This is a genomic window from Aliterella atlantica CENA595 (assembly GCF_000952155.1).
GTDB lineage: Bacteria > Cyanobacteriota > Cyanobacteriia > Cyanobacteriales > Chroococcidiopsidaceae > Aliterella > Aliterella atlantica.
Window position 1 is genome coordinate 69,210 of record NZ_JYON01000010.1, and the last position, 20,289, is coordinate 89,498.

The 20,289-nt window shown below is 43.8% G+C and carries 22 protein-coding genes; 10 read left to right on the forward strand and 12 right to left on the reverse strand.

Going from position 1 to position 20,289, the window contains the following annotated elements:
* Positions 1–7: 7 nt before the first annotated feature.
* The 6 genes from UH38_RS11265 (at position 8) to UH38_RS11290 (ending at position 2,869) form a co-directional block, all read left to right on the forward strand.
* Positions 8–517: a J domain-containing protein gene (locus UH38_RS11265; RefSeq protein WP_045054745.1), complete on the forward strand. Its 510-nt coding sequence runs from the start codon at positions 8–10 to the stop codon at positions 515–517.
* A gap of 51 nt (positions 518–568) precedes the next feature.
* The gene (locus tag UH38_RS11270) at positions 569–841 is read left to right on the forward strand and encodes a DUF3143 domain-containing protein (RefSeq protein ID WP_045054746.1); all 273 of its coding nucleotides are present in this window, start codon (positions 569–571) and stop codon (positions 839–841) included.
* Between the two features lie 13 nt (positions 842–854).
* Positions 855–1,040 (forward strand): type II toxin-antitoxin system TacA family antitoxin, encoded by a 186-nt coding sequence (locus UH38_RS11275; protein ID WP_052672348.1) that lies wholly within the window; start codon positions 855–857, stop codon positions 1,038–1,040.
* A 22-nt stretch (positions 1,041–1,062) separates the two neighbouring features.
* The gene (locus UH38_RS11280) at positions 1,063–1,797 is read left to right on the forward strand and encodes an ATP-grasp domain-containing protein (RefSeq protein WP_045054748.1); all 735 of its coding nucleotides are present in this window, start codon (positions 1,063–1,065) and stop codon (positions 1,795–1,797) included.
* Positions 1,798–2,069: 272 nt separating this feature from the next.
* Complete coding sequence (locus UH38_RS11285) at positions 2,070–2,366, forward strand: type II toxin-antitoxin system TacA family antitoxin (RefSeq protein ID WP_045054749.1); 297 nt, start codon at positions 2,070–2,072, stop codon at positions 2,364–2,366.
* Positions 2,357–2,869 (forward strand): GNAT family N-acetyltransferase, encoded by a 513-nt coding sequence (locus UH38_RS11290; RefSeq protein WP_045054750.1) that lies wholly within the window; start codon positions 2,357–2,359, stop codon positions 2,867–2,869. The genes UH38_RS11285 and UH38_RS11290 overlap by 10 nt, the downstream gene beginning before the upstream one ends.
* 136 nt (positions 2,870–3,005) lie before the next feature.
* Here the strand turns inward: UH38_RS11290 and UH38_RS11295 are convergent, their stop codons facing one another.
* The 3 genes from UH38_RS11295 to lysA form a co-directional block, all read right to left on the reverse strand.
* Complete coding sequence (locus tag UH38_RS11295) at positions 3,006–3,752, reverse strand: isoprenyl transferase (RefSeq protein WP_045054751.1); 747 nt, start codon at positions 3,750–3,752, stop codon at positions 3,006–3,008.
* Positions 3,749–4,672, reverse strand: a complete 924-nt coding sequence (gene cdaA, locus UH38_RS11300; protein ID WP_045054752.1) for a diadenylate cyclase CdaA — start codon at positions 4,670–4,672, stop codon at positions 3,749–3,751. The genes UH38_RS11295 and cdaA overlap by 4 nt, the downstream gene beginning before the upstream one ends.
* A 177-nt stretch (positions 4,673–4,849) precedes the next feature.
* Positions 4,850–6,259 (reverse strand): diaminopimelate decarboxylase, encoded by a 1,410-nt coding sequence (lysA, locus tag UH38_RS11305; protein WP_045054753.1) that lies wholly within the window; start codon positions 6,257–6,259, stop codon positions 4,850–4,852.
* Positions 6,260–6,350: 91 nt separating this feature from the next.
* On the opposite strand from lysA, the gene rimI reads away from it, so the two are divergent.
* Together rimI and UH38_RS11315 are read left to right on the forward strand one after the other, a co-directional pair.
* A complete protein-coding gene (gene rimI / locus UH38_RS11310) occupies positions 6,351–6,947 on the forward strand; it encodes a ribosomal protein S18-alanine N-acetyltransferase (RefSeq protein WP_045054754.1) in 597 nt (198 codons plus the stop codon).
* Positions 6,948–7,335: 388 nt separating this feature from the next.
* The gene (locus UH38_RS11315; protein ID WP_045054755.1) at positions 7,336–9,810 is read left to right on the forward strand and encodes an ATP-dependent Clp protease ATP-binding subunit; all 2,475 of its coding nucleotides are present in this window, start codon (positions 7,336–7,338) and stop codon (positions 9,808–9,810) included.
* A 124-nt stretch (positions 9,811–9,934) separates the two neighbouring features.
* Here the strand turns inward: UH38_RS11315 and UH38_RS11320 are convergent, their stop codons facing one another.
* Together UH38_RS11320 and psaK are read right to left on the reverse strand one after the other, a co-directional pair.
* Entirely contained in the window at positions 9,935–11,137 is a 1,203-nt protein-coding gene (locus UH38_RS11320) for a site-2 protease family protein (protein WP_045054756.1), read from the reverse strand.
* A 322-nt stretch (positions 11,138–11,459) separates the two neighbouring features.
* Positions 11,460–11,729: a photosystem I reaction center subunit PsaK gene (gene psaK / locus UH38_RS11325; RefSeq protein ID WP_045054757.1), complete on the reverse strand. Its 270-nt coding sequence runs from the start codon at positions 11,727–11,729 to the stop codon at positions 11,460–11,462.
* Positions 11,730–11,853: 124 nt separating this feature from the next.
* On the opposite strand from psaK, the gene UH38_RS11330 reads away from it, so the two are divergent.
* Positions 11,854–12,504: a phosphoribosylanthranilate isomerase gene (locus UH38_RS11330; RefSeq protein ID WP_045054758.1), complete on the forward strand. Its 651-nt coding sequence runs from the start codon at positions 11,854–11,856 to the stop codon at positions 12,502–12,504.
* Between the two features lie 74 nt (positions 12,505–12,578).
* Here UH38_RS11330 and folE read toward each other — a convergent pair whose 3' ends face one another.
* From folE to UH38_RS11355, 5 genes are all read right to left on the reverse strand, one after another.
* Positions 12,579–13,247 (reverse strand): GTP cyclohydrolase I FolE, encoded by a 669-nt coding sequence (gene folE, locus UH38_RS11335; RefSeq protein WP_200892403.1) that lies wholly within the window; start codon positions 13,245–13,247, stop codon positions 12,579–12,581.
* Positions 13,248–13,332: 85 nt separating this feature from the next.
* Entirely contained in the window at positions 13,333–14,052 is a 720-nt protein-coding gene (locus tag UH38_RS11340; protein ID WP_045054760.1) for an SDR family oxidoreductase, read from the reverse strand.
* A 135-nt stretch (positions 14,053–14,187) separates the two neighbouring features.
* Positions 14,188–15,168: an acetyl-CoA carboxylase carboxyltransferase subunit alpha gene (locus tag UH38_RS11345; RefSeq protein ID WP_045054761.1), complete on the reverse strand. Its 981-nt coding sequence runs from the start codon at positions 15,166–15,168 to the stop codon at positions 14,188–14,190.
* 68 nt (positions 15,169–15,236) lie between these two features.
* Entirely contained in the window at positions 15,237–16,256 is a 1,020-nt protein-coding gene (locus tag UH38_RS11350; RefSeq protein ID WP_045054762.1) for a long-chain acyl-[acyl-carrier-protein] reductase, read from the reverse strand.
* A gap of 181 nt (positions 16,257–16,437) precedes the next feature.
* Positions 16,438–17,133, reverse strand: coding sequence for an aldehyde oxygenase (deformylating) (locus tag UH38_RS11355; protein WP_045054763.1), 696 nt, complete (start codon positions 17,131–17,133; stop codon positions 16,438–16,440).
* A 188-nt stretch (positions 17,134–17,321) separates the two neighbouring features.
* On the opposite strand from UH38_RS11355, the gene UH38_RS11360 reads away from it, so the two are divergent.
* A complete protein-coding gene (locus tag UH38_RS11360; protein ID WP_045054764.1) occupies positions 17,322–18,155 on the forward strand; it encodes a carbohydrate ABC transporter permease in 834 nt (277 codons plus the stop codon).
* Between the two features lie 67 nt (positions 18,156–18,222).
* Here UH38_RS11360 and UH38_RS11365 read toward each other — a convergent pair whose 3' ends face one another.
* Both UH38_RS11365 and UH38_RS11370 read right to left on the reverse strand, forming a co-directional pair.
* Complete coding sequence (locus UH38_RS11365) at positions 18,223–19,269, reverse strand: hypothetical protein (RefSeq protein WP_045054765.1); 1,047 nt, start codon at positions 19,267–19,269, stop codon at positions 18,223–18,225.
* An 83-nt stretch (positions 19,270–19,352) separates the two neighbouring features.
* Positions 19,353–20,273, reverse strand: coding sequence for an alpha/beta fold hydrolase (locus UH38_RS11370; protein WP_045054766.1), 921 nt, complete (start codon positions 20,271–20,273; stop codon positions 19,353–19,355).
* Between the last annotated feature and the right edge of the window lie 16 nt (positions 20,274–20,289).

A 20,289-nucleotide genomic window follows, 5' to 3' on the forward strand; every position in this document is an offset into this window, starting at 1 on the left:
ATTAGCAATGACTCAAGACTTTAAAGCGGTTTCTTCCGAGCAAAGTAGTTATTACACCTTACTGGGGTTGCACCCTTCTGCCTCAGCAATGGAGATTCGTCGCGCTTATCGAGAACTGAGCAAACAATATCATCCCGACACTACCAGCTTGCCTAAAGCGATCGCGACAGCCAAGTTTCAAGAACTCAACCAAGCTTACGCTACCCTCAGCCATTTAGAACGACGCGCCAATTACGATCTGCAAATAGGTTATTCGCGTTTATCTGTAATTCAAGCGCCAACATATAGCGATCGATCGTCTGAGTCTACAACTTATCATTCGCGTTCGGCGTATCTCGATCCGAGCGATCGCCCTTTGTCAGCCGGAGAACTATTTGCTTTATGTTTGCTTGGCTTGACTTTTTTGGGTTGCTTGCTGCTAGCTGTAATTGTGGGATTAATTCGTGGCGATGCTGCTTGGCAACCAATATCAACCTTTTTGTACTCGCAGGCGATCGCGTTTGTCAGTCTACAATGACATTAACTCTTATTTAAAGAGTAATACAGTTTACTTTTATGTTTAGTTTCTATGCCTCTTCCTAGTGCCGATACGCCTCTATACAATCATCCTCTACCAAATATCGAGCAGTGGTTAGTAAGTCAAGGTTGCCAGCAAGATAGTACGCAACTGCATTGCTGGCACATTTCTAAGTCGCAGTGGCAAGCGGAAGTATGCCTAGATGTCGATCAAATTACAGTTCGTTACTTGCAAGCTGGAGAACAAGGGCAAGACATTCACCGCGCCTTTAAGTATTCTCTCAGCAGGCAAGATATAGAACAGGCTGTTTTTTCCGGTCCTTAGTAGGAAATTAGCTTTGGAAAACTTTTTTATTGATACTGATTTTATGGCTACAAGCGCTCAACCAGAAGCAAAAAAAGTCATTGAGCAACACCTAACACTCAAGTTAAGTGTTGAAGATAGCGTTGCGTTTGCTGATGCACTTCTTAATCCTCCTAAGCCTAATGATGGTTTAAAAAAGGCTGCTTTACGGTACAAGTAAATAATGTCGGTAGAGACTGTAAATGCCAACACTAATTTTGACTTCACGCTATAGCGAAGATGCTCAATCTTTATGGCGTACAGCCAATCATCTGGGTTGGAAAGTGGTGCGATTAGTAAATTGGCGGTTGCCTGATGACCTAAAACTTGTTTCTGAACCAGTCTTATATCTGGAAGCTTTAATGGCGGAAGAAATCGCCGAACAGATAGGAGTACGATTGCTTGATTCAGCAAGTGACTGGCTGCCTAATCTTCCCCAAGAATATCGAAAACGTTGGGTTTATCTCACTAATTTAGATAAAGCAAGGCACTTAGAACACGCAGCTTTTATAAAACCGCCAAATGATAAAAGTTTTCCTGCCCGTGTGTACGCTGCAGCGGACTTACCGATTGACTATCCTGGTGAGACGCTAGTTTTAGTTGCTGAAATTGTGCAGTGGGATAAAGAGTTTCGTTGCTTTATTTTAAATCGTTCTTTGAAAACCTTTTCTATTTATCTTCGTGATGGGGAGTTGCAGTCAGAGAATGATTTTGCCCACACAGACGAGGAAGATTGTGAAGTTCGAGTTTTTATTGAAACAGTGCTATCTGATGAACGAGTCGAACTCCCCCAAGCAACAGTTATTGATATAGGCGTAGTTCGCGGATGTGGATGGGCAGTAGTAGAACAAAATGCAGCGTGGGGAGCAGGTTTATATGGTTGCGATCCGATTCAGGTTTTAGAAGTGCTACGGTATAGTGTTGTTGCAGTGCGATAACCTTTGTTGGCGAGTCTTGCTCTAAACTTTACCAAAACGCCGATCGCGCTGCTGATACGAAGATAAAGCGTGATGAAACTCCAAACTGTCAAAATCTGGTTACAACGTATCAGAACAAATTTGTTGTCGCTAGTAAGCGATCGCCCAAGCGCTGAGGTGTATTGACATTGTGTAGACAAATACTTTAAATTAGGATAGCTTCCTACAGTCAGAAGCTTAAGTAAGGCTGAAAGGAAACACATCCTTTATCTGTCTTAGAAAGAGTAAGTGTTATGTGTCCCTCCACAGATCAAGAGTCGGTTAACCAGATCCGCGATGTCACAATTAACATCCGAGCTAAACAGACTCAACGGGATTTAATAGATCGTGCAGCAGAAGTGCAAGGCAAGAGCCGCTCAGAGTTTATGCTTGAGTCAGCTTATCAAAAAGCCCAAGATGTTCTTCTAGACCGCAGTTTCTTTGGGCTAGACAAAACTAAATTTAAGCAGTTTGTAGAATTACTTGATGCACCGCCTACACGCAACGAGAAATTGCACGTACTACTAACAACTAAGTCTCCGTGGGACTAGATAGAGACAAGCTTCGCCCCCCTGAAAAACTCAATTCATCACATCAATTTGAGCGATTTGACTCTGGCAATACTCAGCTAGATGAATGGTTAAAACGCCGCGCTCTGAAAAATGAGTCCGAAGGGGCTTCACGCACTTATGTTCTCTGCGTTGGGGAAGTTGTTGTTGCCTACTATTGTCTTGCCAATGGAGCAATAGGGCAAACTGTTGCTACAGGTCGAGTTCGGCGCAATATGCCCGATCCAATTCCAGTTATAGTTATTGGCAGGCTGGCAGTAGATCGCAACTGGCAGGGTAGCGGGATCGGACGTGCTTTGCTGCGAGATGCAATTCTTCGCATTCTGCAAGCTGCTGAAATCGCAGGAATAAGAGCAATTATTGTCCACGCTATCTCGGAAGAGGCGAAAAAGTTTTATCAGAAATGTGGTTTTACGGTTTCACCTGTAGAGCCAATGACTCTTATGGTGACTGTTAAAGATGCGATTGCTTCCCTTGACTTGTAAACTTGGTAGCAACTCAAATTATCTTTCAAGATTGGCTTTTCATTATATTAGTGAGCGATCGCTAGATAAAAATTGCTTGAGTACATTGAGCTACGGTGAGATTGTTTGAACGAGTAATAGGAAAAGCAGTCTTGCTCTAAACCTTACCAAAACGCCGATCGCGCTGTTGATACGAAGATAAAGCGCGGTGAAACTCCGAGCGATTAAAATCGGGCCACAATGTATCGGTCACATAGATTTCTGCATACGCCATTTGCCACAGCAGAAAGTTACTAATCCGCATTTCCCCGCTGGTACGAATAATTAAGTCAGGATCGCAAGTATTCTTGGTGTAAAGATGACTTTCAAACAACGCTGCATCAATATCTTCTGGTTGAATTTTACCTTGTTGAACTAAATGCGCGATCGCTCGTGTCGCTTCCAAAATCTCTTGTCTGCCGCCGTAATTAGTTGCTACCGTAAACTGAATATCTTGATTGTGCTGAGTTTCCGCCATCGAGCGCTCGATTTCTGCCTGCAAAGAACGCGGTAGTACATCTAACTTGCCGACAAAATGAATTTGGACGTTTTCCTCCATCATTTCGCGCAGTTCTTGACGCAATACCCGCTGGAACAAAGTCATCAAAAAATCAACTTCTTCCAACGGTCTATTCCAATTTTCGGTCGAAAAAGCGTAAGCAGTTAACGCCTTGACTCCCCAATCCTTACAACAACGCAACAAGTCCTTAAGCGCATCTACACCCCGCTTATGACCCATAATTCGGGGCATACCTTGACGTTTAGCCCATCTACCATTTCCATCCATAATCACCGCCACATGGTTTGGCAGTCGTTCGGGTTTTAAATCTGGCGGCAAATCTTGCATTACAATTGGCGTTTTCATTTCTTTTTTCGCTGGCGCAATGATGGTAGACCGAATAAACGCGAACTTAATGCTAACCCCTTAGAGCTAATTTGATTGCCCAAGCTCCTCAAACTTGGCGCAACAGCTTCGCGTTCTACCGTAGGCGAGAACCTAGTCTCCAACAGTTCTTTAAGTTTACTGCTGGTTAACGGTCTATTTAGTATTCCCCGTTCTGCCAAAGATATTGAACCTGTTTCCTCAGATACGACGACACAAACACAATTTTCTACCCGCTCGGTGACTCCCATTGCAGCGCGGTGGCGCGTACCTAGCTGGCGCGATGCAGTACGCTCTGACAGCGGCAAAATTATCCCTGATGCCATAATCCGCGAACCGCGAATTAATGTCGCTCCGTCGTGCAATAGCGTCTTAGGCTGGAAAATTGTTTGAATCAGTTCCTTAGAAATTTCTGCATTTAGCTTTACGCCAGGAACAGAAAAATAGCGATCGTCGATAGGGCTATCAGTCTCCAAAATTAGTAATGCACCAATACGATTTTGCGATAGTTCTTTGACAGCATCAACAATTTCATCAACTACACTATCAGGCTTGGGGATAGCACTATTAGAAGGATGCAACAATTGACTAAATTCGCCACGTCCTAATTGTTCCAAAAATCGCCTAAATTCTAGTTGAAATACTACTGCCATTGCTACCGCCGAACCAACTACCAACTTTTCTAAAACAAAATTTAGTAATTGCAGGCGCAAATAACCGCTCAAAGCTGAGGCTACCATCAAGACAATAAACCCGCGTACCATCCACAGCGTTCGCCGTTCGCCAATAATCACCAACACCATGTATGTAAGCGCCAACACCAACCCCAAATCGAGGGTGTGAAGCAACAAAGGCTGAGTCCAGCCTAAGTTTGTCAGCCATTGCTTCCACCAGTCTCTCATCAGATTTGGATTAACCTTTTTTATGGTGAGTAGGAGTAAACGCGATCGCTTCAGCGAAGTTATCCTCCGCTGCAACGCCTGCTCTTGAGCGGCAAATTTGAGGAAATTTGCCCTCTACTAGCAATAGTTAACGAGAAATAGCAGCATTGCGCTCAAAATGGCTATTTCCCTACCTGATTAATTACTCAATCTTGCTGGCAAGCGATCTTGGCGAATCAAGTCTTGATAAGTTTCTCGCTGCACAATTAAGTTTGCTTCGCCTCCATTGACTAATACTGCCGCAGGTCGCGGCAAACGGTTATAGTTTGATGCCATGCTGTAATTGTAAGCACCTGTTGCCATGACGACGAGAATATCCCCTACATTTGTCTGAGGCAATGTTGCATCTTTAATTAAAATGTCTCCAGATTCGCAGTGCTTTCCAGCAACTGTAACTTTTTGACTTTGAGGAGCAGACATCCGGTTTGCCACTACGGCGCGATATAGAGATTGATAAGTAATCGGGCGAGGATTATCAGACATTCCCCCATCTACAGCAATATAAGTGCGAATTTCGGGAATTTCTTTGGTCGAACCGATAGTATAGGCAGTGACGCAAGCCGAACCAATGAGCGATCGCCCTGGTTCGCATAGTAATTTAGGTAATGGGATATTCTCGGCGCTGCAAGCATCTTTGACGCTGTAGCACACAGTTTTTACCCACTCGTCAATGCTTGGGGGATCGTCTGATTCTGTATAGCGAATACCCAAGCCACCACCAACGTTTAATTCACTAATTTGCAATCCGTAGGTGCTAGCTTTTTTCAACCACCCAACAATAACTGCACCTAAATCTTGATGCGGTTGCAGTTCAAAAATCTGCGAACCAATATGAGCGTGCAATCCCACGCAATTTAAACTAGGTTGCTTTTGAATATAAGCAAATACATCGTCTAACTGGTTGGGATCGAAACCAAATTTGCTGTCTAAATGCCCTGTGCGGATATATTCGTGCGTATGACACTCAATTCCTGGAGTTAGGCGCAACATAATCCGAATGGGATTAGTTAGCTCGTTAATGCTTGCTATAACAACCAAATTGTGCAGTTCTTGCCAATTGTCAACAACAATCGTACAACTAGCAGAAATTGCCAAATTTAGTTCATCTTTAGACTTATTATTGCCATGCAAGTACAACTTATCGGCTGTTACTCCTGCTTCTAAAGCAGTGTAGAGTTCGCCCCCCGATACTACATCAATGCCCAAACCTTCGGAAAAAGCGATCGCGCAAACAGCCAAACAATTCCAAGCTTTTGAAGCATACAATACCTGTGACGATCCAGGATAATACTTCTGCATCGCTGCAACATACTGACGGCAAGCTGTACGCAGCGTTTCTTCGTCTAATATATATAATGGCGAACCAAACTGCTGCACTAACTCGCTGACATCGCAACAACCAATTTCTAAGCAATCTTGGCTGTTGACTTTGGCGCTAAGAGGTAAAAGGTGTTGGTTCGGGGAAGAAGTTACTGGAGTATTTGCTAATTTAGGTAAATAATGCTTACCAGAATTTTCTTGTTCTACTGGGTCAAACGTCGATACCATAGCTTTGAAAAATAATCCTTAATCTAAAATTTACAAGTAGCAATAGATTTCATTTCTTTAGTGTACTAAGCACTCGTCCCAGATTTATCAGGTGAATTTATTAATTCTTAATCGTTTAACCGCAGAAAAGCTCAATGCTGTAGTAGAACTAGATCGTTTGTGTTTCGGCGGTCTATGGACGCTAGAAGGCTACCAAAGAGAAGTAGATAGTTCTCATAGCGACTTATTTGGTTTATTTTTGCCATTTTCATCTTTACTCGTGGGATTTGGCTGTTTGTGGTCGATTGTTGATGAAGCGCATATTACAATTTTGGCGGTTCACCCCGAACATCAACGCCAAGGACTAGGACAAGCTATACTTGTCGCTTTACTTTGGTCGGCTAATCAGCGCGGCTTAGAACGTGCCAGTTTAGAAGTTCGTGCTTCTAACGAAAGTGCGATCGCTTTGTACCAAAAATTTGGCTTTAAAACTGCCGGACGGCGGCGGAAATACTACCAAGATACAGGCGAAGATGCCCTAATTTTATGGCGGGGTGACTTGCAAGCACCCGAATTTACCAATACTTTAGCAACTTGGCAGCAGGAAACTAGCGATCTCATTTTTCAATCTACAGGTTATCAACTACAACTCGATTTGCCAGAGTGGGGAGCAGGGGAGCCAGCGCCGTGTGGGGGTTCCCCCCATTGAGGCGACTGGCGTGGAGCAGGGGAGGCAGGGGGAGGAAAAGTCAATATTTTTCCTGGTAATTAGGGGCAATAAGTATATAAATTGGATAATATAGCTAGATTTATTTGGACTTGCTCATGTATACTTTAGACTGCTTAAGCTGAGGCGAATTTTCTCTTAAAAAGCTAGTAGTAAGTAGGCGATCGCTGGTAACTTTATTTAATGGCGGTTGAAACTAATTTTATGAGTACAATTACTTAAAAACAGCGATAAATTCAACAAAAAATAAAAAATTCTTCCCAAGAGGGGGGTAAACCGTACTGGTTGTAGCTATTATCATAAGACAGCCAGAAATATAGCCTATGCTAAAATCAGCGTACTGGCAAGACTCAGGGGAATCGAAAACGCTATGTTTGAACGCTTCACAGAAAAAGCCATTAAGGTGATCATGCTGGCCCAGGAAGAAGCCCGTCGCCTGGGTCACAACTTCGTAGGTACAGAACAGATCCTCCTGGGTCTGATTGGCGAAGGTACGGGCGTAGCAGCTAAGGTACTTCGTTCTATGGGTGTCAATCTCAAAGATGCCCGAATTGAAGTCGAAAAGATCATCGGACGTGGATCGGGTTTTGTTGCCGTAGAAATTCCTTTTACCCCCAGGGCAAAACGGGTATTGGAGCTTTCTTTAGAGGAAGCGCGGCAACTAGGACACAATTATATCGGTACGGAACACTTGCTACTCGGTCTAATTCGCGAAGGCGAAGGCGTTGCAGCAAGAGTATTGGAAAACTTGGGCGTTGACTTATCGAAAGTTCGCACTCAAGTAATTCGGATGCTAGGAGAAACGGCTGAAGTCACAACCGCCGGACAAGCAGGAAGAACAAAAACGCCTACATTGGACGAATTTGGCTCGAACCTGACGCAAATGGCAGCAGATGGCAAGCTAGATCCAGTAGTCGGTCGGGCTAAAGAAATCGAACGGGTAATTCAGATATTGGGTCGCAGAACAAAAAATAACCCAGTATTGATTGGCGAACCAGGTGTAGGTAAAACAGCTATAGCTGAAGGTCTAGCATCTCGGATTGCCAATAAAGATATTCCCGATATTCTAGAAGAAAAGCGCGTAGTTACTCTTGATATCGGCTTGTTAGTAGCAGGTACGAAGTATCGAGGTGAATTTGAAGAACGCCTGAAAAAAATCATGGACGAAATCCGTTCGGCGGGGAACGTGATTTTGGTAATTGATGAGGTACATACTCTAATTGGTGCAGGCGCAGCAGAAGGCGCAATCGATGCTGCGAACATTCTCAAGCCAGCATTGGCAAGAGGTGAATTGCAGTGCATCGGTGCAACAACCCTAGACGAATACCGCAAGCATATCGAAAGAGATGCCGCACTAGAACGCCGCTTCCAGCCTGTAATGGTAGGCGAACCATCAGTAGATGAAACTATCGAGATATTGTACGGACTGCGCGATCGCTACGAGCAGCACCACAAACTCAAAATCTCTGATGAGGCTCTAGTCGCCGCCGCCAAACTATCAGATCGATATATTAGCGATCGCTATTTGCCAGACAAGGCAATCGATTTGATCGATGAAGCAGGTTCGAGAGTACGGCTAATTAATTCAGCATTGCCACCCGCAGCCAAAGAACTCGACAAAGAACTGCGTCAAGTCTTGAAAGAAAAAGACGATGCAGTACGCGGTCAAGACTTTGCCAAAGCTGGAGAATTGCGCGATCGCGAAATGGAAATCAAAGGCGAAATCCGTTCGCTCTCGCAAAATAAAGCAACCGCAAACCGCCCCGAAGGCGAAGATTCACCAGTTGTAACAGAAGAAGACATCGCTCACATTGTTGCTTCTTGGACTGGCGTACCAGTTAATAAACTAACTGAGTCTGAGTCTGAGAAACTGTTGCACATGGAAGACACCTTACACCAGCGCTTGATCGGTCAAGAAGAAGCTGTAAGAGCCGTTTCCAAGGCAATTCGCCGCGCGCGTGTTGGTTTGAAGAACCCCAACCGTCCGATCGCAAGTTTCGTGTTCTCAGGACCTACAGGGGTAGGAAAAACTGAGCTAACGAAGGCATTGGCAGCCTACTTCTTCGGCTCAGAAGATGCAATGATCCGGCTAGATATGTCTGAGTACATGGAACGCCATACAGTATCTAAGTTGATTGGTTCGCCACCGGGATACGTAGGCTACAACGAAGGCGGTCAGTTAACTGAAGCTGTACGTCGTCGTCCTTACACAGTGGTGCTATTTGACGAAATTGAAAAAGCCCACCCTGATGTTTTCAATATGCTATTGCAAATATTGGAAGACGGTCGGTTAACGGATGCTAAAGGTCGGACTGTAGACTTCAAGAATACGTTGCTGATTTTAACTTCTAATATCGGTTCTAAGGTAATTGAAAAAGGTGCGGCTGGCTTAGGATTTGAGTTAGGGCAAGACGTAGCCGAATCTCAGTACAACCGGATTAAGTCGCTAGTTAACGAAGAACTCAAGCAATACTTCCGTCCTGAGTTCCTCAACCGACTCGACGAAATCATCGTCTTCCGTCAGTTGAACAAAGATGAAGTCAAGGAAATTGCCGACATCATGCTCAAAGAGGTGTTCGGTCGCTTGACTGAAAAGGGCATTACCTTAGAAGTTACCGAACGCTTTAAAGACCGTCTAGTAGACGAGGGTTATAACCCCAGCTACGGTGCTAGACCTTTACGTAGAGCAATTATGCGCCTATTAGAAGATAGCCTAGCTGAGGAAATGCTGTCAGGTCGGATCAAAGATGGCGATACTGCTGTAGTTGATGTTGATGAGACTGGTACTGTTAAGGTAGCTTCCGAGCAAAGACGCGAGTTATTGCCTCAAGCAGTAGATTCGTAACTGTTTCTGGTTCTGTACAGATATAAAAATAGCTACGTGGTAGGTTGACGCTTGCCACGTAGCTTTTTGTTTTTTGCGGTAGGCTGAAGACGTTGCAGTGTGGAGACGTTGCACTGCAACGTCTCTACAGGTCGTTGGTGACTGATTTGGCGATCGCTGCTAATTGCAATCCTGGGGGATAACTACCTTCTTCTTTGACTCGCTTGATATCTGCTTCGGCGAAGGGCTTGTTTAGTTTTTCGCCTACAGTTCTCACAATATCGCCTCGATCGATTACTCCTGCTACCGCACCTGCGGGAGATAACACAGTAACGCGCGGTAATTGCTTGGTTTCTAACTGGTTTATAACTGCGACTATTGGCGTTGACTCGTTGACTGTAGGAATATCTGATAATGGATGCAATATATCGTTTACAGTCTTATATTCCCACTCGCTACGTTCAATTGTCCGCAAATCGTCTATCGCTACTATTCCTCGGTAACGTCCGTCAGAAGCGGCAAAATAAGTCTCTGGCGCTGTAGTTTGCAGCAAGTACGAGTCAGCAAAAGAACGCAAAGTTTGGTCAGCATCAATCACGCGAAAATCTTTGCTAGCAGCATCAGCAGCAACTATTTTGAGCAAAGTTTCTTGAACGATAGTCACGCGCTCGTAAGCGCTAGCATTGCGGATACCAAACCACCCTAATAAAGCAATCCACAAGCCTGTAATTAATTGACCTGTAAAGAAGTCTACAGCTAAACCTGCAGCGATCGCCATCCAACCTAAAACTTGTCCGCCCCGCGCCGCCCAGCGTACTGCTTTAAAGCGATCGCCTGTAGCTTTCCAAATTGCTGCTTTAAATACTTGTCCGCCATCTAAGGGCAAGCCAGGAATTAAGTTAAATAGTGCCAAAACTAAGTTAATTCGGGCTAAATCTCCGCTCATTTGGCTGACTAAACTATTTACAGGCAAGGCAAGACTTAGCAATATCAGCAATATAGATAAACCAATACTAACTGCAGGTCCAGCGATCGCAACTTGAAATGCTCCACCTGGGGTTTTCGATTCTTCTTCTATCGCCGCGATCCCACCAAAGAAAAATAGTGTAATTGAATTAACTTTAATTCCTTGCGCTCTAGCTACTAAACTATGACCTAGTTCGTGCAACAACACCGAACCAAATAAGAGCAAAGCCATTACTAGCCCTGCACTCCAAGCTAAAACACTGCCCCATTGGGTATAAGCAACGCCAAAGTTAATAGTTGCGATCGCAACTATCCCAAACCATAAAGGATCTAAATATAAAGGTATTTCAAATAAAGATCCAACTCGCCAACTCGTTTGCATGGCATTTCCTTAAAATTAGATATTTTCAGGCAACAATTCATACCTTGCAGCAATTGTCAAGTATAATCTTTAGGAATTTTCCTAAAAGTAATACAAGCAGTATGAAGCCTCTAATTTCTAGAATAGACAATTACAGTTAGAGAGGGTAATCTGCGATGATTCGAGGAATCCGTACTTGAAAAAAAAAGTTACAAGTCCTAAATCCCAAGTTTTGGTCATCACAACTATTTGACGTTGTACTTGCAAAAAATAGTTTCAAGTTCTGAATCTTAGGTTTTAGTTCAAAAAACTCAAAACTCAAAACTCAAAACTATTTTCAAGGTTACTTGAGAACGCCGATATTAGTTAGTCCTAGAACAGCACCAATACCGAGAATATGACCGAAGCTCATTGCAGCTAGGAAAGTACCAACGCTGGGATTATTGAATAGCGACGGAAAAGGTAAAGGCATCTTAGGACCAACTTGAGGATAGCGGATAGTCCGACCAGCGACGAATAAAATAAATAGGCTAACGCCAACGATAATACCTGTACCCGTCCAACTCCACCGCAAGGTGTCAGGAACGGTTGGCTGGACTGCTGCTAGTAGCATGAAGTTAATCAAGGTGCTTTCTCCTGAAAAAAAAGGATATTAACAATTTAAGGATTATCAAAATTAGTCAACCAAAGACTACTATCTGTTTAAAAAGTTAATTAAATTTTTGATACAAATTGCAATGCGAGTTAAAATTTGCGGAATTACTCAACCAGAACAAGGAAAAGCGATCGCCCAATTAGGAGCGACTACCCTAGGATTTATCTGCGTTTCAGCTTCACCGCGTTACGTAACTTGCCAGCAAATCCGAGCAGTAGTAGAACAGTTACCAGACAATATCGAGCGCATCGGCGTATTTGCCAACGCTACGGTAGAAGAAATCTATCAAGTGTTTGCTGATTCTGGGTTAACAGGCGTGCAATTACACGGCGACGAGTCTCCAGAATATTGCTTGAAGTTGCGCCAAGTTTTACCCAATACAGAAATTATCAAAGCGCTGAGAGTAAAAAACTCCCAAGCGCTAGAACAGATAGATATATACACTAATTGCGTTGACACGCTACTTTTAGATGCTTATCATCCTCAGCAATTAGGCGGTACAGGTAAAACTTTAGATTGGAATACTTTAGAGACATTTAACCCGCAAATTCCTTGGTTATTAGCTGGGGGTTTAACACCAGACAATATCTTAAATGCTCTAAGTCAAGTCATACCACATGGTATTGACTTATCTAGCGGTGTAGAAATCGCCCCAGGAGACAAGGATTTGCGAAAAGTTGCGCGGCTATTTGAGCAACTAGGAGACGGGGAGAGTTTAATTCGTAATTCGTAATTCGTAATTACAGAGATAAAACAGGAGTTTAGATTATTTTCCTCATCCCCCTTGTCTCCTTGTCCCCTTGTCTCTTAGAAAAACGCAGCCTGGTGACGAATTAAGTTAAAAAACTCTTCGCGGGTTTTTTGCTCGTCTTGGAATACGCCGATCATGGCACTGGTTACAGTCCAAGAACCAGGTTTTTGTACGCCGCGCATGACCATACACATATGGCTAGCTTCAATTACGACTGCAACGCCCTTCGGTTCTAATATTGTCTGCACAGCCTCGGCAATTTGACGGGTTAATCGCTCCTGTACTTGCAAGCGCCGCGAATACATCTCGACAATTCGCGCTAGCTTGCTCAAACCTACTACCTTTTGATTGGGAATATAGGCAACGTGCGCTCTACCCATAAATGGCAGCATATGATGTTCGCACAGGCTAAAGGTATTGATATCTCTAACCAGTACCATTTCATTGTGTCCCTCATCAAAAATTGCGCCATTGACGAGTTCTTCTAAAGATTGGTTGTAACCGCTAGTGAGAAAGCGCATGGCTTCAGCAACTCGCTTTGGAGTCTTCAAAAGTCCCTCACGCTCTGGATCTTCGCCTACACCTAATAACAGCGTTCGTACAGCTTCCATCATCGGTTCGTTGAGTTCTTCTGTGGGCGGTTGTATGTTTGGTTGTTTGCCGTTTTGAGTATTGCGATCGGGTCTTGTCGAAACGCCGCGATTTAACGAGTTTAGTCCGTCCATAGATTCTCTACCGCGATCGGAAGCACTATTTGTCATAAATGTCAGTTTTGGAGATGATAATTTGGGAATTAATGCGCGATCGCGCTTATAAAACGCCTGCGCTGGGCATTAAAGTCAATTCGTCTATTACCGCCTGTTGTGGTAATAAAGCTGTATGCACGATTGACTCGGCAACAATTTCTGGAGTTAGCATACTTTGGCGGTCGAAGTTTGACTCTACCGTGTCCCAAAGCTCTGTATTTACAGCACCAGGACAAATCGCTGTGACGCGAATACCGTTAGCGCGTTCTTCCGCAGCAAGTGTTTTAGATAGAGCAATTAAACCAGCTTTACTAACGCTGTATGCTCCCCATTCAGGAAATGGTTGTTTGCCAGCAATTGAGGCAACATTAATAATTGTCCCCCCAGCGCGATCGCGCATTGATGGTAATACGCCTAAAATGCACTGCCATACACTCGTCAGATTGATGTCGATCACTTTTAGCCAGTCTGCTAGCGGTGTCTCGCCTAATGTGCCAATATAAGCCATTCCGGCGCAATTAACTAAAATATCGATGCTGCCACAATCCAAAGCGATCGCTTTTATCTGCGCTTGCACTTGTTCGACTTGGGCTAAATCTACTACATAAGTTTTAGCTGTTACTCCTGTAGCTTGAGCCGCGCTAGCAACTGCGGCTAACTTTGCTGCCGAACGGCTAACTAAGGCAACATTTACACCAGCTTTGGCAAATGCTAAAGCTGTTGCTTTACCAATTCCGCTACTAGCTCCAGTAATTAAGGCTGTTTGTTTATTGGTCAAAGTCATGAAAATTATCGATCTTCCTGGCGCTGGTATGGCATTACTGTTTTTTGACTTTTACCTTCGATCTATTTTCGCAATAAACCTTTACATTCCATCCTCAATTATACCACTGAGGGCAGATCCCACAAGCGACTGTATTCAATTAGACATTTCGGCAAACTTGCCCATTTGGCGAAACTTTTGGTAGCGCATTTGTTTGCGCTGGGAACCGCTAAGTTGCGAGAGTTCGTCTAAATTCTGGATCAAAGCTTGCTTGAGAGTAGATGCAGCAGCGATCGGATCGGAATGAGCGCCCCCAATTGGTTCGGGAATTATTTTATCAATTAGTCCTAAATTTTTGAGATCCCAAGAAGTAATTTTCAACGCCGTAGCAGCTTGAGGAGCTTTACTAGCATCTTTCCAAATAATTGCCGCACAGCCTTCTGGGGTAATTACAGTATAAACAGCGTGTTCAAACATCAATAAGCGATCGCAAACGCCAATACCAATCGCGCCCCCCGAAAAAGCTTCGCCAATCACCGCACAGATAATTGGGACATCAAGGCGAAACATTTCTCTCAAGTTATAGGCTATAGCTTCGCCAATACCTTGATGTTCGGCAACTACAGTTGGTAAAGCGCCTGGAGTATCGATAAAAGTAATAATCGGCATTTTAAAGCGATCGGCATGATCCATCAACCGCATCGCCTTCCGGTAGCCGCCAGGACTTGCCATGCCAAAATTACGGGCAATATTATCTTTAGTATCCCGACCTTTTTGATGTCCTAGCATCACCACAGGTTGACCATTCAGCCTACCCACACCGCCAACTATAGCAGGATCGTCACTGCCTCGGCGATCGCCATGCAACTCCATCCACTCATCGCTAATCGCTTGAATATAGTCCAGCGTACTAGGGCGGCGAGGATGACGCGCTAGTTGCAGTCTTTGTGCCGGCGAAAGACTGCTAAAAATTTCTTCGCGCAGTTGCATTGCTCGCGCTTCTAAGCGGCGAATTTCCTCAGAAACATCAACACCATTATCTGAAGCTAGTTCGCGGATTTGCTCGATTCGCAACTCTAGATCCACCAATGGTTTTTCAAAGTCTAAAAGTAAGGGTTTGCGCTCGGTAGTTGGCATTTTTGTGCAATAGGGAGGTAGGGTAGGGGCGCGGCGGCATTGCGCCCGTACAGGGGGGAGCTATCCTTCTAAACTAACAGCGGGCTAAATCCATGTTTAACCGATACTTCGCCAATTTGCTCCATCTTGGCGACTGTAATTTGATTGCGTCCCCAGGAAAAATTAGTATGCAGCTTTTCAAATTCTAGGAGCATCGATTCCGCAAAGCAAGCAAATAACTGACGTGCTGGTACATCCATATTGACAATGTGCATAATCCGCCAGTCAATATCTAAGGAATGTTCGACAATTCCGCCATTGAGAACGTGAACGCCTGGATGCTTGACTTTAGTGCCTAAATTTTTAGGATAACCGCCGTCAATTAGCAAACATGGTTGCTTCAAGACTGTAGGATCGATTTCTACACCTTTGGGCATACTAGCAACCCAGACTATGATATCTGCCTGGGGCAATGCTTCTTCTAAGCCCATAATTTTGCCGCGTCCTAATTCTGCTTGCAATTCTTGCAGGCGTTCTTGGTTGCGGGCAATTAGGAGCAATTCTGCTACATCTGTACGGCTATCTAACCAGCGACAAATAGCACTGCCAATATCTCCTGTAGCACCACAAACAGCAACAGTCGCCTTGGATAGTTCAATGCCTAATTGCTTCGATGCTTGTTCTACCTGACGGCAGATAATATAAGCAGTGTGAGTATTGCCTGTCGTAAAACGCTCAAACTCCAATTTAATATTGCGGACTTGCTTATTTTGCTGCAAGTTGAAGTTTTCAAAAATAATTGAAGAAAAACCGCCTAAGGCTGTGATATTGATACCATGCTTTTGCGCGTGCGCCATTGCATTGAGAATTTTGCGAGTAGCGGCTTTAATGCGGCGATTGGCTAGCATTTCTGGCAAGAAACAAGACTCTACATACCGCCCTTCTATAGTTTGCCCAGTAATGCTAGTAACGGTAATATTGTCGACAATTTGGGGCGGAGCGCTACACCAAAAATCTAGCCCTTGATCGGCGTATTCTGGGTATCCTAATTCTTTAGCTACAGATTGAGCGTGTTGCAAACTGGTTAGGTGACCGATTAGACCAAACATGAATTACTTTATTAGACCTATATACCCGGTCAAAGTGGACTAAGTGAATAAATAGTTTTGAGCCAGTGAGTTTTGAGTTAGAATCCCCTGGTTGGAGACAAGGGGATTTAATGTTAACTTTTCATTCACTCGATCGGAACTCATACCCCCTTGAAGGGTGGTGAAATTGCCTTTGGGTTCTCTAAGCAGCAGTTAAGCCGTAGGCTGACATCCGCATGATGTCGCGGGTAGTAAAGCCGATATTGCTTAATGCTTCGCCGTATTGGATCATGAAGTCTTCAACTAAAGCTTCTTTCTCCATTGCCAAAACTTGGGCATCATCTGCTACTTGATTGAGCATTTTCCAGACAATCGGTAGATTGTGGCGGTTAGCTTCTTCTAGTTCGGCTTTTGAGGCGGCAAAGTTTTCTTTTAACCACACTTCGCCAAAGTTAAGGTGAGTATATTCGTCTTTAACAACGCCTTCAGTGATTTTGCGAGCAAAGTCGTCAGCAACAGGAATGTAGATGTTGTAAGCTGCGATCGCAAAACATTCGATTATTAGCGATTGAATCAGCAAGCAAGTTACTACTTTGCCTTGAGAAGCTGCCTCTTGGAAGTTCTGATGTAAAGGTGCAAAAAAAGATTTAGCAAATTCTAAATCTGGGGTTACTTGCAAATTGCGTCCGCAAGCTTCAAAGCCTTTTTTGTGACGGCTTTCCATCTTGGATAACCGCGTTAAATCGTCTTTGTATTCTGGCAAAAATTGCGTGAGCGCAAGGTAATTTTCGTGAGCTTCTTGTTCCCCTTCAATTACAATGGCGTTGATGCGGCTATAAGCGTCTTTGTAAGCATCGCTTTGGAAATCCAGTTCAGAACTGTCAGCAAGCTGCTGCATAGGTCTGTTCACTCCTAATCTAACGTGAATCGGTGGACAGCAAAATTGCGATGACGCTGCTACTTGTGGAGTAGCTAGTGTCACTGAGCTTAATTTAACTTAAACAAGTCATTATGTTAAATATTAACGCTCCAGAGAGAGCGATCGCGTCTCTACACAATAAAAACACAAAGCTGGACAATAAACTGATGGGAGAAAGTAAAAAACCTGAATCTAGAAGCTTTTGGGCATATCTCAGCTTGTTTCTTTTGTTACTAGGTGCGGTAGTAATATTGCTACCTTTGGGAGTAGTTTTACTTGCTTCTTTTGCGCCCCCTGGTGCTACTAGCCAACTTGGGCTGCAAGCTGGTTGGACTTTGGTAAATTATCAAGACGCTTGGCGGCGAGGAGAGTTCCTACTGGCTTTTGCTAATTCTACGCTGGTAGCTTTAGCAGTGACAGCGATTCAAATAGTTACCGCAGCTTTAGCAGGTTACGCTTTGGCAAGGCTGAAGTTTCGCGGTAGACAAGCTTTGCTGTTAATTGTGGTAGCAACTTTAGTTATTCCGTTTCAGTTATTGGTAATTCCGATATTTTTAGTGTTGAAGTGGGGACACTTAATTAATACTTATGGGGCGCTAATTTTACCTACTGCTGTTAATGGTTTTGGGATTTTCCTATTGCGGCAGTATTTTCAAACGATTCCTGTAGAGTTAGAAGAAGCTGCTGCCCTTGATGGTGCAAATAGGTTACAGATATTATGGCGAGTAATGTTACCGCTAGCACGCCCTGCATTAGTCACGTTATTTCTATTTACCTTTATCGGCGAGTGGAACGATTTATTTAAGCCGCTAGTTTTTACAACTAGACCAGAATTAAGGACTGTGCAACTAGCGTTAGCAGAGTTTCAAGAGCAATATACTAACAATTGGTCTTTGTTGATGGCAGCAGTAGCGATCGCAACTATACCTGTAGTCTTATTATTCCTCATTGGTCAGCGCCAATTTATTCGCGGGATTGCGACTACGGGGATCAAGAATTAAGTTGTAAGTTAGAGACAAGGGGACAAGGAGACAAGGAAGAATTTTCTCCTTGTCACCCCCTCTTTGCTTAACTTGCGCCTTCGGCATTTTCCTGGATTTGTAGGCGGATTGTACGATCGCTATTTTCCCCTAATTGAATTTCCATAACTTCTCCTGCAAGCTGTTCTAAACAGTTCAACAGACTGCGTAAGTTAGGGGTACTTGCACCTGTATCGACGTATAACCTATCTGATAAGCTACCGATGCGTTTCCAAGTGGTGTATAGTTTGGCGATCGTTTGTTCTAGCTGCGACGCTTGGTTGACTAAATCGGCGGCGACATTGATACAGCCTAACCTTAAAGCTTCTTCCAACGCTCTTTCTAAGTCCACAGTGTCATCGCTAAATACTTGCACGCTAGCAGCAGCATCTAGATACTTGGCTAAGTACCGCGCTTCTGAGGTGACTTGTTTGACAGTATCGATATCAGGATTTTGAGCTACTTCTTGGCGCAAAATTGTTTGATGCGATTCTGGTAGCTTCTCGATTTCTTTTACCATTGGCGGTAAATAGCGGCTAGGAAGGGTGCGATCGTTGACTTTGGCTTTAACGGTGTCTGGAACTAAATCTGAGGACATCGCCGTCCATTCATCGGCTATTTGACGCACTTCTCGGCGTGTAATGCGATCGCCATTTTTGGCTGCATCTGTAACTAATTGCTGGATTTCGGGATCTGCTTTGGCAGTCTCCATAAATGCTCTTTTGCTGAAGCATCTCACCGCTGCTGGATCTAGTTGTCCTTGAGACATTAAAGTGTCGGCGCTATTAGCTAAACTAATCATTGAATAGGCTTGGCTTTTACTAATTTCTCTGGCTTTGAGCCAATTGAGGAAGCCAGTACCACGCGCATCGCCTTGTTGCTTTTCCCTGTCGCGTACCGCCCGTAAAATTCGCCCGCGCCAAATTTCTGTTTGCAAGTCAAAGCGATCGCATACTTGCCAAGCTGTATCGACTTTTTGCTGAAATTCTATTTCTGGAATTTCTTCATCTTCAGGATCGGGCAATTGAAAGTCTAAATCTGCTGGTTCAGCAAGCGCAGCGACAAGATCGATATCGGTTTGGGGATGTTGAAGCATAAAGAAGCGATCGCACTTACAGCCCGATTATTATTGCACGATCTTTCGATGCTATAGCAATTGTCTTAGCCAATTTGCATTTATCAATTACTTAAAAAACCAAGTATGGCTGTATTAACTGCTTCTGGACAACTAGAAGAAGCACTATGACCGCAGTTTTCTAATATCTGCAATTGAGAATTAGGAAGGCGATCGCGCAATTTTTCGCCATCACTACTCGGAAACCAGCGATCGCCATCACTCCACAATATTAATGTCGGACACTTGATATTGCCTAATTGTGCCTGAATATCGCTAATATGATTGGGTTGATTTTGCAATAACTTTTCTATCTCTCGCGCTGATAGTTGCATTTCTTCTGTCAGTTTAGCGATCGCACCAGGAAATTCAATATAAGGATAAGTTAGCCAATATATTTCATCCGGCGCACTTTTTATATCATCTGACAAAACATCTTGACGTTCGTATTGGGCGATCGCTCTAATTAAGGGCGCAAATAAGTAAGTTAAACGCAAAAAGTCAACTAATTGTATTAATTGTATAGGAATTAATGAAAGTAATCGCATTCCCTGACTAGGCAATTGTGTAGGGAAAACTGGCACATTCATAATTATCAGGCGCTCGCACAATTCTGGATGCGCTTGTACTACTGCAAGAGCAATTAATGCACCCAATGATTCCGCAACAATGATTGCTGGGCGATCGCATAACGCCCTAATAATTCTTTCTAATTCTATGACCTGATGACCAGCTTTTTCTGGGTAATTTACCTTTTCAGAAAAGCCATAGCCTTTAGCATCAAAACAAATAACTCGAAAGTATTGCGATAAAGGGTGAATACAATGCCGCCAACTGTAACCCCAACTAGCAATCCCGTGAATTAAAATTAATGGTTGTCCTTGCCCTTTTTCCCCGTAGGCAATAGAAACTTGATACCCGTTAGCATCAGTAATTTCTACAGTTTGTCTCCCTTGGGGAAATGTTGCTTGCCACCAATCTTGCATTTTGTTCTTCAGACGA

Coding starts and splice junctions, on each gene's coding strand:
- UH38_RS11265 (WP_045054745.1), top strand. CDS start 8: ATGACTCAAGACTTTAAAGCGGTTTCTTCCGAGCAAAGTAGTTATTAC.
- UH38_RS11270 (WP_045054746.1), top strand. CDS start 569: ATGCCTCTTCCTAGTGCCGATACGCCTCTATACAATCATCCTCTACCA.
- UH38_RS11280 (WP_045054748.1), top strand. CDS start 1,063: ATGCCAACACTAATTTTGACTTCACGCTATAGCGAAGATGCTCAATCT.
- UH38_RS11285 (WP_045054749.1), top strand. CDS start 2,070: ATGTGTCCCTCCACAGATCAAGAGTCGGTTAACCAGATCCGCGATGTC.
- UH38_RS11295 (WP_045054751.1), bottom strand. CDS start 3,752: ATGAAAACGCCAATTGTAATGCAAGATTTGCCGCCAGATTTAAAACCC.
- cdaA (WP_045054752.1), bottom strand. CDS start 4,672: ATGAGAGACTGGTGGAAGCAATGGCTGACAAACTTAGGCTGGACTCAG.
- lysA (WP_045054753.1), bottom strand. CDS start 6,259: ATGGTATCGACGTTTGACCCAGTAGAACAAGAAAATTCTGGTAAGCAT.
- UH38_RS11315 (WP_045054755.1), top strand. CDS start 7,336: ATGTTTGAACGCTTCACAGAAAAAGCCATTAAGGTGATCATGCTGGCC.
- UH38_RS11320 (WP_045054756.1), bottom strand. CDS start 11,137: ATGCAAACGAGTTGGCGAGTTGGATCTTTATTTGAAATACCTTTATAT.
- psaK (WP_045054757.1), bottom strand. CDS start 11,729: ATGCTACTAGCAGCAGTCCAGCCAACCGTTCCTGACACCTTGCGGTGG.
- UH38_RS11330 (WP_045054758.1), top strand. CDS start 11,854: ATGCGAGTTAAAATTTGCGGAATTACTCAACCAGAACAAGGAAAAGCG.
- folE (WP_200892403.1), bottom strand. CDS start 13,247: ATGGACGGACTAAACTCGTTAAATCGCGGCGTTTCGACAAGACCCGAT.
- UH38_RS11340 (WP_045054760.1), bottom strand. CDS start 14,052: ATGACTTTGACCAATAAACAAACAGCCTTAATTACTGGAGCTAGTAGC.
- UH38_RS11345 (WP_045054761.1), bottom strand. CDS start 15,168: ATGCCAACTACCGAGCGCAAACCCTTACTTTTAGACTTTGAAAAACCA.
- UH38_RS11350 (WP_045054762.1), bottom strand. CDS start 16,256: ATGTTTGGTCTAATCGGTCACCTAACCAGTTTGCAACACGCTCAATCT.
- UH38_RS11355 (WP_045054763.1), bottom strand. CDS start 17,133: ATGCAGCAGCTTGCTGACAGTTCTGAACTGGATTTCCAAAGCGATGCT.
- UH38_RS11360 (WP_045054764.1), top strand. CDS start 17,322: ATGGGAGAAAGTAAAAAACCTGAATCTAGAAGCTTTTGGGCATATCTC.
- UH38_RS11365 (WP_045054765.1), bottom strand. CDS start 19,269: ATGCTTCAACATCCCCAAACCGATATCGATCTTGTCGCTGCGCTTGCT.
- UH38_RS11370 (WP_045054766.1), bottom strand. CDS start 20,273: ATGCAAGATTGGTGGCAAGCAACATTTCCCCAAGGGAGACAAACTGTA.